The 13,546-nt window shown below is 45.5% G+C and carries 9 protein-coding genes; 7 read left to right on the top strand and 2 right to left on the bottom strand.

The annotated features are described in order from the left end of the window. Nucleotides 1–8 precede the first annotated feature (8 nt). The 5 genes from MSG35_RS14280 (at nucleotide 9) to sucD (ending at nucleotide 7,111) form a co-directional block, all read left to right on the top strand. Nucleotides 9–722, top strand: a complete 714-nt coding sequence (locus MSG35_RS14280; protein WP_010436773.1) for a succinate dehydrogenase iron-sulfur subunit — start codon at nucleotides 9–11, stop codon at nucleotides 720–722. A 97-nt stretch (nucleotides 723–819) separates the two neighbouring features. Further along, nucleotides 820–3,636 (top strand): 2-oxoglutarate dehydrogenase E1 component, encoded by a 2,817-nt coding sequence (gene sucA, locus MSG35_RS14275; protein WP_017061946.1) that lies wholly within the window; start codon nucleotides 820–822, stop codon nucleotides 3,634–3,636. A 21-nt stretch (nucleotides 3,637–3,657) separates the two neighbouring features. Further along, nucleotides 3,658–4,866 (top strand): 2-oxoglutarate dehydrogenase complex dihydrolipoyllysine-residue succinyltransferase, encoded by a 1,209-nt coding sequence (gene odhB, locus MSG35_RS14270; RefSeq protein WP_017056410.1) that lies wholly within the window; start codon nucleotides 3,658–3,660, stop codon nucleotides 4,864–4,866. Between the two features lie 206 nt (nucleotides 4,867–5,072). Then, entirely contained in the window at nucleotides 5,073–6,239 is a 1,167-nt protein-coding gene (gene sucC, locus MSG35_RS14265) for an ADP-forming succinate--CoA ligase subunit beta (protein ID WP_019820479.1), read from the top strand. Then, nucleotides 6,239–7,111 (top strand): succinate--CoA ligase subunit alpha, encoded by an 873-nt coding sequence (sucD, locus tag MSG35_RS14260; protein WP_004734209.1) that lies wholly within the window; start codon nucleotides 6,239–6,241, stop codon nucleotides 7,109–7,111. Before sucC ends, sucD begins: the two co-directional genes overlap by 1 nt. Nucleotides 7,112–7,224: 113 nt before the next feature. Here the strand turns inward: sucD and znuB are convergent, their stop codons facing one another. Continuing rightward, a complete protein-coding gene (gene znuB, locus MSG35_RS14255; protein WP_248384383.1) occupies nucleotides 7,225–8,010 on the bottom strand; it encodes a zinc ABC transporter permease subunit ZnuB in 786 nt (261 codons plus the stop codon). Then, the gene (znuC, locus tag MSG35_RS14250) at nucleotides 8,010–8,789 is read right to left on the bottom strand and encodes a zinc ABC transporter ATP-binding protein ZnuC (RefSeq protein WP_012604527.1); all 780 of its coding nucleotides are present in this window, start codon (nucleotides 8,787–8,789) and stop codon (nucleotides 8,010–8,012) included. Before znuC ends, znuB begins: the two co-directional genes overlap by 1 nt. A gap of 83 nt (nucleotides 8,790–8,872) precedes the next feature. Here znuC and znuA point away from each other — a divergent pair, with 83 nt between their 5' ends. Next, entirely contained in the window at nucleotides 8,873–9,757 is an 885-nt protein-coding gene (znuA, locus tag MSG35_RS14245) for a zinc ABC transporter substrate-binding protein ZnuA (RefSeq protein WP_081230926.1), read from the top strand. A gap of 268 nt (nucleotides 9,758–10,025) precedes the next feature. Further along, on the top strand, nucleotides 10,026–13,388 hold the full coding sequence (locus MSG35_RS14240; protein WP_248384521.1) for an AraC family transcriptional regulator: 3,363 nt from the start codon (nucleotides 10,026–10,028) through the stop codon (nucleotides 13,386–13,388). The last annotated feature ends 158 nt before the right edge of the window (nucleotides 13,389–13,546 follow it).

The raw sequence follows: 13,546 nt of genomic DNA, 5'->3' as shown, positions 1-13,546 counted from the left end.
ATATGACCATGAAACTGAATTTCTCTTTATACCGTTACAATCCAGATGTCGACCAGAAGCCTTATATGAAGGAATACACTCTAGAAGTGGATGAAGGTTCAGACATGATGCTTTTGGACGCGCTTATTCTGTTGAAAGAGCAAGATCCAACAATCTCATTCCGTCGCTCATGCCGTGAAGGTGTATGTGGCTCGGATGGTTTGAACATGAACGGTAAAAATGGCTTAGCGTGTATCACGCCGTTGTCTGCGCTTTCGGGCCAAGACAAGATTGTGATTCGCCCACTGCCTGGCTTACCCGTTGTTCGTGACCTGATTGTAGACATGACTCAGTTCTACGATAACTATGAAAAAGTGAAGCCATTCTTAGTGTCTGATGGCAATGTGCCACCGGCTCGTGAAAACTTACAAAGCCCTGATGAGCGTGCTCATTTAGATGGATTGTACGAATGTATCATGTGTGCATGTTGTACAACGTCATGCCCATCATTCTGGTGGAACCCTGACAAATTCATCGGACCAGCAGGCCTGCTTGCAGCGTACCGTTGGCTAATTGATAGCCGAGATACAGCGACAGACGAACGTTTGTCCGATCTTGATGATGCATTTAGCGTTTTTCGTTGCCATGGCATCATGAATTGTGTAAGTGTTTGTCCTAAGGGATTAAATCCGACGAAAGCGATTGGTCACATCAAGACCATGCTAGTGAATCGTTCGGTTTAAGTTATATAAAAATTGCCGCCCTAGAAGTTTTGGGGCGGCCTTTTAATAGCTCGGCATAGACCGCAGCAAACGTGAAAACTACTGGTTAAGGGAAAATATGCACAACGGCGTGATGAAGGCATGGCTCGAGTCTTCACACTTGGCTGGCGCCAATGCAACGTACGTAGAAGAACTCTATGAACTGTATCTAAGTGACCCAGATTCGGTAAGTGACGAATGGAGAAGTGTTTTTGAAGAACTGCCTGTGCAAGCTTCAGAGACAGTGGAACAACCACACTCTCGTGTTCGTGAATACTTCCGTCGACTCGCTCAAGAAACAAAGCATTACAGTGTCCAAGTTAGTGATCCAGATGTCGATGCGAAACAAGTAAAGGTTCTGCAACTTATTAATGCCTATCGATTCCGAGGGCATCAAGCAGCAAATCTAGACCCCCTAGGTTTATGGAAAAGAGCGACAGTTGATGAACTGGACCCTTCTTTCCACACTCTTACCGAAGATGACCTCAATGAGACGTTTAACGTCGGCTCTTACGCCATTGGCCAAGAGACGATGGTGCTTAAAGATCTCTACAAATCTCTAAAGCAAACTTATTGTGGCTCTATTGGTGCTGAATACATGCACATGACAAATACAGAGCAAAAGCGTTGGATCCAACAACGTTTAGAGTCTGTATCTGGTCAACCCTCTTTCAACAAAGAAGAAAAGCAAGCTTTCCTAGAAGAGCTAACTGCTGCTGAAGGTCTTGAGCGCTATCTTGGTGCGAAATTCCCAGGCGCAAAACGCTTCTCGTTGGAAGGTGGTGATGCTCTTATCCCAATGACGAAAGAAATTATTCGTCATGCTGGCGGACAAGGCATGCGTGAAGTTGTTGTTGGTATGGCTCACCGTGGTCGTCTAAACATGTTGGTCAACGTGCTTGGTAAAAAGCCACAAGACCTGTTTGACGAGTTTGCGGGCAAGCACGATGACACGTGGGGTACTGGTGATGTGAAATACCACCAAGGCTTCTCTGCGGACTTCGCAACGCCAGGCGGCAACGTTCACTTAGCACTAGCATTTAACCCATCTCACTTAGAAATCGTAAACCCGGTAGTTATCGGTTCAGTACGTGCGCGTCAAGATCGCCTTGGTGATAATGATGGTAGCCGTGTACTTCCAATTACTATCCACGGTGACTCAGCTATCGCTGGTCAGGGTGTAGTACAAGAGACGTTTAACATGTCTCAAGCGCGTGGTTTCTGTGTTGGTGGTACGGTTCGTATCGTTGTAAACAACCAAGTTGGCTTTACAACGTCTAACCCTCGCGATACACGCTCTACGATGTACTGTACCGATATCGCGAAGATGGTTCAGGCTCCGATTTTCCACGTTAACTCTGATGATCCAGAAGCGGTTGCGTTCGTTGCGCGTCTTGCATTGGATTACCGTAATACGTTTAAGCGTGATGTTGTTATTGATTTGGTTTGTTACCGTCGCCACGGTCACAATGAAGCCGATGAGCCGAATGCTACACAGCCTTTGATGTACCAAAAAATCAAAAAGCACCCAACACCACGTAAGCTTTACGCTGACGTGCTAATGGAGCGCGGTGAATTTGGTATTGATACAGCAACTCAGCTAGTTAACGAATATCGTGATGCACTTGATCACGGTGAAGTTGTGGTTAAAGAGTGGCGTCCAATGGCACTTCACTCAGTAGACTGGTCTCCTTACCTAGGTCACGACTGGAACATCGAGTGGGATAACAAGATTGATATCGAGCGCCTGAAAGAGCTTGGTACCAAACTTTGCCAATACCCAGACAGCCACAAGCTGCAAAGCCGAGTAAATAAACTGTACAACGATCGTACTGCCATGGTGAATGGTGAGAAACAAGTCGATTGGGGTATGGCTGAAACTCTGGCATACGCAACACTTGTTGACGACGGTAAGCGTATTCGTATCTCAGGCCAAGATTCAGGTCGTGGTACGTTCTTCCACCGTCACTCAGTACTGCACAATCAATCAGATGCAAGCACGTATGTTCCTCTTGCGAACATTCATGATAAACAAGGGCCATTCCAAGTGTTTGACTCGGTGTTATCTGAAGAAGCGGTACTCGCATTTGAGTATGGTTACGCAACAGCAGAGCCAAGTGGTCTAACCCTTTGGGAAGCCCAATTTGGTGACTTCGCAAACGGTGCACAAGTTGTTATCGACCAATTCATTTCATCAGGTGAGCAAAAGTGGGCACGTCTATGTGGTCTAACTATGCTGCTTCCTCACGGTTATGAAGGCCAAGGCCCAGAGCACTCTTCTGCACGTCTTGAGCGTTACCTTCAGTTATGTGCTGAACAAAACATGCAGGTTGTTGTTCCTTCAACACCAGCTCAGGTTTACCACATGATTCGCCGTCAGGTTGTTCGACCAATGCGTCGTCCACTGATTGTAATGTCACCTAAGTCATTGCTTCGTCACCCTCTGTGTACTTCTTCTCTTGAAGATTTGGCAGAAGGCACGTTCCAACCAGCTATCGCAGAAATTGATGATCTGGCTCCTGAGAACGTAAAACGCGTCGTGTTCTGTTCAGGTAAGGTTTACTTTGACCTGCTTGACCAAAGACGTAAGAACGAGCAAGACGATGTCGCTATTGTACGTATTGAGCAACTTTACCCGTTCCCTTATGAGGACGTGAGAGCTGCCATCGCACAGTATACAAATGTAGTCGATTACGTTTGGTGTCAAGAAGAGCCACAAAACCAAGGTGCTTGGTATAGTAGCCAACATAATTTCCGAGCTGCTATCCCAGTAGGTGCTGATATTCAATACGCAGGTCGTCCTGCATCAGCATCACCAGCTGTTGGCTATATGTCAGTACACTTGAAACAACAAAAAGCGTTAGTTGACGACGCTTTGACCCTACTTAAGAACTAGAAGTAAAAGGAAAATACGCACATGACAATTGAAATTCTGGTTCCAGATTTACCTGAATCTGTGGCTGATGCAACAGTTGCTACTTGGCACAAAAAACCGGGCGAAGCGGTTGCACGTGATGAAGTCATTGTAGATATCGAAACAGATAAAGTAGTTCTAGAAGTACCGGCTCCTGAAGCGGGTGTTCTGGAAGCTATCATCGAAGAAGAGGGTGCTACGGTACTTTCGAAGCAGCTTCTGGCTAAAATCAAGCCGGGTGCTGTCGCTGGTGAACCAACGAAAGACACCACTGAAGATACAGAAGCATCTCCTGACAAGCGCCATAAAGCTGCGCTAACAGAAGAGAACAACGACGCACTAAGCCCAGCTGTTCGTCGCCTGCTTGCTGAGCACAACCTACAACCAGCTGACGTTAAAGGCACTGGTGTTGGTGGTCGTATTACTCGTGAAGACATCGACGCACACCTAGCAGCAGCGAAAGCGGCTCCGGCAGCAGCATCTGCACCAGCAGTTGAAGCGCCAGCAGCGGCTCGCAGCCAAAAACGCGTGCCTATGACTCGCCTACGTAAGACAGTTGCAAACCGTCTTCTAGAAGCGAAAAACAGCACAGCAATGCTGACGACTTTCAACGAAGTGAACATGAAGCCAATCATGGACCTTCGTAAGCAGTACAAAGACCAATTCGAGAAGCGTCACGATACGCGTCTTGGCTTCATGTCTTTCTACGTGAAAGCAGTAACAGAAGCACTGAAGCGTTTCCCAGAAGTGAACGCTTCTATTGATGGCACAGATATCGTTTACCACAACTACTTCGACATCAGCATGGCGGTATCTACGCCACGTGGTCTAGTGACTCCAGTACTGAAAGACTGTGACACACTAGGTTTCGCTGATATCGAAAAAGGCATCAAAGAGCTAGCAATCAAAGGCCGTGACGGCAAGCTAACGGTTGATGAACTGATGGGCGGTAACTTCACTATCACAAACGGTGGTGTATTTGGTTCTCTAATGTCTACGCCAATCATCAACCCGCCTCAAGCGGCAATTTTGGGTATGCACAAAATCCAAGACCGTCCAATGGCTGTTGATGGCAAGGTAGAGATTCTGCCAATGATGTACCTAGCGCTTTCTTACGACCACCGTCTAATCGATGGCCGTGAATCAGTTGGCTTCCTAGTGACCATCAAAGAGCTTCTAGAAGATCCTGCACGTCTGCTATTAGACGTTTAGTATCGCTAAAACGTCTAGTTAACCCCGTTAGCTAGACGTAAAAAGTTTCAAAGGCTAGGCTGCTCAACGTCTGGCCTTCAATTGAACTGTAAAGTCATTAGAAAATGGACAGCAGTTGATTTGAGAAGACCCTACAGACGTAACACAGGAAACTGTGTCGTTATGGAAATAATAATCCCTTAAGGGAAAATAAACGGAATATCAAAATGAATTTGCATGAATACCAAGCCAAACAGCTGTTTGCAGAATTCGGTTTGCCTGTACCAGAAGGTTTCGCATGTGATACTGCACAAGAAGCTTTCGAAGCTGCAGGTCGTATCAGTACAGCCAAGAAAGTCGTTAAGTGTCAAGTACACGCTGGTGGCCGCGGTAAAGCGGGCGGCGTAGAGCTACATGACACCAAAGAAGGTGTTAAAGAGTTTGCACAAAAGTGGCTAGGTAAAAACCTAGTGACTTACCAAACAGACGCTAATGGTCAGCCTGTAACAAAGATCCTAGTTGAAGAAGCATCAAACATTGCTAACGAACTTTACCTAGGTGCTGTTGTTGACCGCGCAACGCGTAAAATTGTATTCATGGCGTCAACTGAAGGCGGTGTGGACATTGAGAAAATCGCTGAAGAAACTCCAGAGTTGATTCACCAATCAGCGATCGATCCTCTAGTAGGCCCTCAAGCTTACCAAGGCCGTGAACTGGCGTTCAAACTTGGTCTAGTTGGCGATCAAATCAAACAGTTCGTTAAGATCTTCATGGGTCTTGGCAAAATGTTCTCTCAGTACGACCTAGCTCTACTAGAAATCAACCCGCTTGTCATTACTGGCGAAGGCAACCTGCTTTGTCTAGACGGTAAGATCAACATCGACTCAAACGCGATGTACCGTCAGCCAAAACTTCGTGAAATGCACGATCCATCTCAAGAAGATGAGCGCGAAGCACACGCAGCACAGTGGGAACTGAACTACGTAGCACTAGATGGCAACGTTGGCTGTATGGTTAACGGTGCAGGCCTTGCGATGGGTACTATGGATATCGTAAACCTACACGGCGGCAAGCCAGCAAACTTCCTTGATGTAGGCGGCGGCGCGACAAAAGAACGTGTAGCTGAAGCATTCAAGATCATCCTTTCTGATGACAATGTTAAAGCAGTACTCGTAAACATTTTCGGTGGCATCGTTCGTTGTGACATGATCGCTGAAGGTATTATCGGTGCGGTTAAAGAAGTCGGCGTAACAGTTCCTGTAGTTGTTCGTCTTGAAGGTACAAACGCAGACCTAGGTCGCGAAGTACTTGCTAATTCTGACGTTGATATCATTGCAGCTGAATCACTAACAGATGCTGCTCAGAAAGTTGTTGCTGCTGCGGAGGCTAAATAATGTCTGTATTAATTAACAAAGACACTAAAGTAATCTGTCAGGGTTTCACTGGCGGTCAAGGTACATTCCACTCAGACCAAGCTATCGCATACGGTACGCAAATGGTTGGTGGTGTTTCACCTGGTAAAGGTGGTCAAACTCACCTAGGCCTTCCAGTATTCAACACAGTACGTGAAGCAGTAGAAGTAACTGGCGCAACAGCAACAGTTATCTACGTACCAGCTCCTTTCTGTAAAGATGCAATCTTAGAAGCGATTGATGCAGGTATCGAACTGATCGTAACGATCACTGAAGGTATCCCTACAACAGATATGATCGACGTTAAAGTGAAGCTAGAAGAAACTGGCGTTCGCATGATCGGTCCTAACTGTCCAGGCCTTATCACTCCAGACGAGTGTAAGATTGGTATCATGCCTGGTCATATCCACAAGAAGGGTAAAGTAGGTATCGTATCTCGCAGCGGTACTCTTACGTACGAAGCAGTTAAGCAAACAACAGATGAAGGCTTTGGTCAGTCTACATGTGTTGGTATCGGTGGTGACCCTATCCCAGGTTCAAACTTCATTGATATCCTAAAACTTTTCCAAGAAGACCCAGAAACTGAAGCAATCGTAATGATTGGTGAGATCGGTGGTACTGCGGAAGAAGAAGCGGCTGAGTTCATCAAAGCAAACGTAACTAAGCCAGTTGTTTCTTACATCGCTGGTGTTACTGCTCCTCCGGGCAAACGTATGGGCCACGCAGGCGCAATCATCTCTGGCGGTAAAGGTACTGCTGAAGATAAATTCGCAGCACTAGAAGCAGCAGGCGTTAAGACTGTTAAGTCTCTTGCTGACATCGGTAAAGGCCTACGTGAAATCACGGGTTGGTAATCAGCTGGTTTTTATCGATTGAGATAGAAGTTAACTGAACGATATTAAAAAGGCTTGGTCACTGACCAAGCCTTTTTTTACGTTCTCGTGATACGAGATCGTACTGCTAAGTATTAAGCTCGGCTTCTAAACATTTGAGATAACATAAACATCGCAGCTGCACTGATAACAACAGACGGGCCAGCGGGCGTATCATAGAACCAAGACAAGCTTAACCCTCCGAAGACTGCGATAGAGCCAATAACCGATGCGAGGAAGGCCATCTGCTCAGGTGTGCTCGAGAACTTCCTTGCCGTTGCTGCAGGAATAATCAGTAGCGATGTCATGATTAACGCACCCACAAATTTCATACCGACAGCAATCACAATACCAACCAATAGCATCAAAATCAGACGCATTAAATCAATGTTGATGCCATCAACCGCCGCGAGGTCCTCGTTAACCGTCGTTGATAGTAGTGGTCGCCAAAAGATAGCCAGTACCAGCCCAATCACGGCTGCACCCGCATAGATGAACACCAAATCAGTCGGAGATACTGCCAGCAAGTCACCAAACAGGTAGCTCATCAGATCAACACGAACATTATCTAAGAAGCTGACAGCAACCAAACCAAGTGATAGCGCACTGTGAGCCAAAATACCGAGTAGAGTATCGGTTGCGACCAGCTTTTGTTTTTGCAATGTCACGAGCAACACGGCCAGCATCAAACAACAAATCAGCAGCGCGAAATACAAGTTAATGTTGAACAGAAAGCCAAGTGCTAAGCCCATCAAAGAAGCGTGAGCAAGCGTGTCACCAAAGTAAGCCATCTTACGCCACACCACGAATGAACCTAGTGGGCCTGCAATTAGTGCAATACCCAAACCCGCCAAAATAGAGGGAAGAAGAAACTCAAGCATTAGTGGTGTCCGTGTTTATGGTTTGAACATTCATGCACGTCGCCTTCGACAGGCTGGCCTGCAAGATCATGATGGTGATGTTCGTGTTGGTGATGATAAAACGCTAGTGTCTCTTGGGTCGCGGTGCCAAAGAGCGCAATATACGAAGGATGGTGTTTGATGTCTGCAGGTGCGCCTGAACAGCAGATGTGGTGGTGCAAACAGATAACATCGTCTGTTTTTGCCATCACTAAATGCAGATCGTGCGAAACCATAAATACGGCACAACCAAAGCGGTGACGAATGGTGTCAATCAAATCATACAGGTCAATTTGCCCTTGAACATCAACGCCTTGAGCCGGTTCATCGAGAACCAGTAGGTCTGGTCTTCTTAACAATGAACGAGCAATCAGCACACGTTGGTTTTCACCGCCGGATAGCTGGTGCATGTTACTCTTCTGCAGATGTTCAGCACCAACGAGCTTCAATGCTTCAAGGATCTCTTGCTGACTGAACTTGCCAGTGAGCTTTAGAAAACGCTCTACGTTGAGCGGTAGGGAATCATTGAGCTTTAATTTTTGTGGTACATAGCCAATTTTCAGTTTTTTAGCTTTTGTTATTGTGCCTGAAAATTTGGTCTGTAAACCCAGTACCACTTTTACTAATGTCGACTTTCCTGCACCGTTTGGCCCAATCAGGGTGGTGATTCTGCCGCGCTCTAAATTTAGAGAGATGTTGTCTAGAACTTTTCGACCGTCAAATTCGACGCTCACAGAATCTAGTTGGATTAAGTTATCCATGAATAGAACTCATTTGCAATTCGCTAATGTTATAATGTAACATTTACCTCAAGCCTAAGCTACTTTTCTATTATCGAGGGATTATGTCACGTTCATCTTTTATACTTGCTACTTTGCTTTTAGCGCCAAGTGTCGCAAGTGCCAATACTATTCTAACAAGCTTTAAACCAATTCAAATGATTGTGACGGAATTAACGCAGGGCGTTAGTGAACCGGATGTGCTAATGAACAGCAATGCTTCGCCGCACGATTATGCGCTTAAGCCATCTGATGTCAAAAAAGTTCACAGTGCCGATATGGTTATCTGGTTTGGTCCTGACCTAGAGGCCTTTTTGACTAAGGTGATTGGTTCAAAAGAAAACGTTATCAAGATCAGCGAGATTCCAGGAATTAACTTGCGAGAATTCGGACATGATGACCACGATTCTCATGAAGGACATAATCATGGTAGCCATGACCCACATTTTTGGTTAGGTATCGACCAAGTTGAAGTAGCCGCAAAATATATCTCAGCAAAGTTGATTGAATCTGACCCTGATAACGCAATGGCGTATCAAGAAAACTTAGATTCTTTCCTGCTTGCTTTGAAAGAAAAGCAGCAGTCTATTCATGAACAACTTGCGCCAGTGAAAGACAAAGGTTATTACGTATTCCACGATGCGTATGGTTACTTTGAGCAAGAGTTTGAACTGAATAACTTAGGCCACTTCACGGTGAGCCCAGAGCGTAAACCGGGTGCAAAAAGCCTGATCGCTATTAAGAAAACGCTAGTACGCGACAATGTTCAATGTGTATTCTCAGAGCCTCAATTTACTCCCGCTGTGATTGAATCAGTGACTCGCGGAAGTAACGCTAAGCAAGGTCAGCTTGATCCTATCGGTTCAACGGTTGAAGTGAAGAATGGAAGTTATTTCGATTTTCTTCAGCAACTTACAGACAGCTACACAAGCTGCTTAAGCGGGACGTAATTCATAACGAGTATTCTTTACTCTACTTTGCTCTCGTTAATTTATGAATCATGCCGCTTTTTGCGGCATTTTCGTGACCGCTAAGATAAAACCTCCCAACAAATAGCAAACCTCCTTTCTCCTTTTCTAATTTCCGCTAAAATAGAAAGATAATAATAAGCACAAAAAAACTCAGTTTTTGGTTAAGCAACGATAAGACGTTGTGGTACCCAAAATTTCATGTGTTGTTGCTGTTCAGGATTAAGAGTTGTATCGAATTATCTTCAAAATGTTCATGTTAATGAGCGTTTCATTTAGCGTTCTAGCGGTAAATACCTCACCCTCCGTTTTCTATCCTTTGCCCGTTCAAGCGCAAGGGAATTTTCTTGCGGCTAATAACTTGTACTTAGGTGCCGGAGGCGGGCTTTGGGTCCATGATGTGCATGGAAAAGTACTCTTTTACGACGGCCGAACTCTATTCCCTCGCAAGGGTAGCTTACTGCAATTTTCTTCGGAAAGAGTCGCGTTTCTGAACGATGAGTTTTGGACATTTTTCGATAACGAGGTGTATCGACATAACCCTGGAATTGGCAACGAATTGGCGTTTAGCCTAAGTCCCGGCGCTGAAATAACTAATATCGGTGCATCGGGCGATTATATTTGGGTCACTGATGGCAGTAATTTCTATACCTACAACACTCAATCTTTAGAATTCAACACCTACTCTCTACTCAAACTGTACCGATACAATAACAGCAGTGACATTACGATTAACGACGCGGAGTGGGTGCTATCAAAGTGGGTGCTAGCGACTAGTTCTGGCGTTTACCTTTCAGAGAATCAAGAGTTTACCCATGTCACCGCATCAGACAAAAACCATATTGAGACGGTTTATTTTTCGAATGCTCGACGTGAGTTAGTGATTGGTACTTTAAATGGTGCTGTGATAGTAGATCTCGCGAATCCCGATAAAGAGACCATAGTTAAAGGGTCGCATGTTCTCTCGCTAGCCGAAACTTCGGACCAGTATTGGATTGGTACAGAGCACGGCCTTATTAGCTACAACTTTATTACGGGACAAACTACTCGATTCGAACAAGCCGCTAATCAAGACTTCTCGTTACCGGGTGAGAAAATATATTCGTTGATAAACGATCATGCTGGTGGCATGTGGATTGCGACAAACAACGGTATCCGATATTTCTCACTATTCAGTAAGACCTTCTCGAGAACCCCCCTAACTGGAATGGGCATGCATTCGAGTAGTGTGGTGATCAATAAAGTACTGCCTGTCAGTGATCAGTTATCTTGGGTCGCGTCCTCAATGGGGCTCTACTTGGTTGATTCTGAAAGTGAAGAGAACCCAATTCGTGTTTACTCTAATCCCGTTAATGATTTTGAGCTCTTTGGCTCTTCCATTTGGTTGGCGACCGAACAAGGCATCATCAGTCTAAATACGGAAACGCTACAACCCGAAGCCCTTGATTTGCCAAGGCCAATTGAGGGAGTGCGTGTTGAAAACCTTGCGCTTCAGGCTGATAACGTTCTTTGGATGACCTCTGGGCAAAAGCTGTATTCGTTATCTATCGAAACCATGAAACTGACGAGTTATGGCACTGATTGGTTAGTCGACAAGTTCTTGCCAGCGAAGATCACCGCTCTCAATGTAGGCTTGCTAGGTCGTATCTATATAGGAACAGACCATGGTTTCTACTCGTTCATTGATAAACGAATTAGCTTTAGTCGTTCAAGCGAACGGTTTGGCAAAGTCGTCGATATTGAAAAAGCGAAGGATGGATCGCAGTGGTTTGCGAGCAGTTATGGCGTATATCGAATCCCGGATGACAGCTCTATTATTCAAGAAATCACTCTTGTTGAAGACAATATTAGCCCTAACTGCCTGATCAGCGATGACAATGGTGTCTGGTTAGGCTCTTCGAAAGGCATCAGTTATTACGGGTTGGATGGGCAGCTGCATAAACACATCGGTTCGCCATTTGGTTTGATCACCAATGAATTGGCGGAAGGAGCGTGTGCTCTGTTTTACAGTGAAGATCGCCAACCTTCGAGGCTTCTTTTCGGCTCAAAGTATGGCGTAGTCAGCGCGTTGTCTAACGAGTTACTGGTATCAACCACACCTCAGAGCCGTGCCTTGTTGAGTAAGATAAGTGTCGACCAACAAACGGTGTCACTTGGCGGGAAAACGGCTGAACTGGATGAGATTCCTTATGGCTCATCGATGGGGTTTAAGCTAGGTATCTTGCCAGCAACGTTCGCACCAGCGATGGAATATCGACTGAGCGACGATGAACCATGGAGTGAGTTTGAAGGGGGCTTGTTAACGCTCGACCATCTTCTTCCTGGGGATTACACACTTGAAGTGAAGCCGGTCAAGGACTCCCATTATCGCTTTGCGTCAACCAATCAAAGCTTCTCGATTGCGGAGCCTTGGTATCTGACCAATTGGGCTGCAGCAAGCTCTCTGATGTTACTGATTGGCGTTGTGACTATCTTGGTCTTTTGGCGTTCTCGTTATGTCACTTTTGCCAACAGGCACTTAAAAGCGCAAGTTGCGTTGAAGACGGATCAATTGAGGCACCAAAGCCGGATATTGCTCGCGACTAATCAACAGCTTAAAAAGCAGCTATCCATTAAGAATGCGCTTGTGTCTCATACTGCCAATGAACTCTCTTCTGAAGTGAATCAGATTGCTGCGATGATCCCGAATTGGAATGACGAGCACGGGAAGTCGCCAATTCTAACCTTGAAAAATGGCTTAGCCCAATTGAGCAATACTCCTCAAGGGAAAGGGCAAGTTTGTTACGATATAATTTTAATCTTAGAAGCGGTACTCAAAGCTTGGCAGGACGACTTAGCGAAAGCTGGTATTGAACTGGATATTAAAGTCGAAACAAAACAACGATATGTCTCGTTGCTGTATTTTAATCTCGATATTATCTTCAATAGCTTGGTTGGGAGTATCATCAAGAGAAACTTTAAGTCGCAGAGTATGGTGGTTCTGGTTGAAGAGGTTAAGGAGCATCTTGTGGTAACCATTCGAGATCATGGCATGCCTTTTCCTAAGCAGGCATCAAGCATGGGTGACTATACCGGAAAGTCGACCGACCTTAACATCGAAAAGCTGCCGCTATTGGTGAATCAGAGCGGTGGCGAGCTTAATGCCTTTGTTTCGGAGTCTCAAAATAAGGTTCAGCTTTCGTGGCCAATTGAGTACCAAGTGCTCGATAATCTTGAAGCCAGCACAATTGAACAGATTGAAACCATTAAGCTTGCCGCTTCAACGCCAGAACAGCAAAAACTGACAGCGGAACAAGAGTGGAAGAACAGAGTGTCGCAGCTTGTGAGTGAAAACTACGCTGATGCCGAGTTCAGTACTGCAACTGCTGCTAAGTATTTGTTTATGTCTGAGAGAAGCTTACAGAGACGCTTTAAATCGGCTTATAGCAAAACCTTTAAAGAGCACTTGAATGAAGTGCGTTTAGAGCATGCGTGCGAGCGGTTACTTGCGGGAGAGAAGATCTCAGACGTCGCGTTTGATTCTGGCTTTAATGACCCCTCCTATTTCAGTCAGAGGTTTAAGCACCATTTTGGTATGTCGCCATCTAAGTTTGCTGAAAACAGCGAAGAGTAGTGAGCTGCGGATTTACTCTACTTCCACATAGATAAAGATACTCTAAGCCTCGACATTCGTGTTGGGGCTTTTTTATGCTTCTACGAGATACGAGATACGAGATACGAGATACGAGATACGAGATACGAGATACGAGATACGAGATACGAGATACGAGA

This window comes from Vibrio sp. 1CM23M (assembly GCF_023161755.1).
Lineage (GTDB): Bacteria > Pseudomonadota > Gammaproteobacteria > Enterobacterales > Vibrionaceae > Vibrio > Vibrio coralliirubri.
Note: the sequence above shows the minus strand (reverse complement) of the source record. Positions and strands in the feature narration are given on the sequence as shown.

Bases quoted from the DNA above. Each gene is read 5' to 3' on its own strand.
- znuA (WP_081230926.1), top strand. From the start codon at position 8,873: ATGTCACGTTCATCTTTTATACTTGCTACTTTGCTTTTAGCGCCAAGT.
- MSG35_RS14240 (WP_248384521.1), top strand. From the start codon at position 10,026: ATGTTCATGTTAATGAGCGTTTCATTTAGCGTTCTAGCGGTAAATACC.
- znuB (WP_248384383.1), bottom strand. From the start codon at position 8,010: ATGCTTGAGTTTCTTCTTCCCTCTATTTTGGCGGGTTTGGGTATTGCA.
- sucD (WP_004734209.1), top strand. From the start codon at position 6,239: ATGTCTGTATTAATTAACAAAGACACTAAAGTAATCTGTCAGGGTTTC.
- sucC (WP_019820479.1), top strand. From the start codon at position 5,073: ATGAATTTGCATGAATACCAAGCCAAACAGCTGTTTGCAGAATTCGGT.
- znuC (WP_012604527.1), bottom strand. From the start codon at position 8,789: ATGGATAACTTAATCCAACTAGATTCTGTGAGCGTCGAATTTGACGGT.
- sucA (WP_017061946.1), top strand. From the start codon at position 820: ATGCACAACGGCGTGATGAAGGCATGGCTCGAGTCTTCACACTTGGCT.
- odhB (WP_017056410.1), top strand. From the start codon at position 3,658: ATGACAATTGAAATTCTGGTTCCAGATTTACCTGAATCTGTGGCTGAT.
- MSG35_RS14280 (WP_010436773.1), top strand. From the start codon at position 9: ATGAAACTGAATTTCTCTTTATACCGTTACAATCCAGATGTCGACCAG.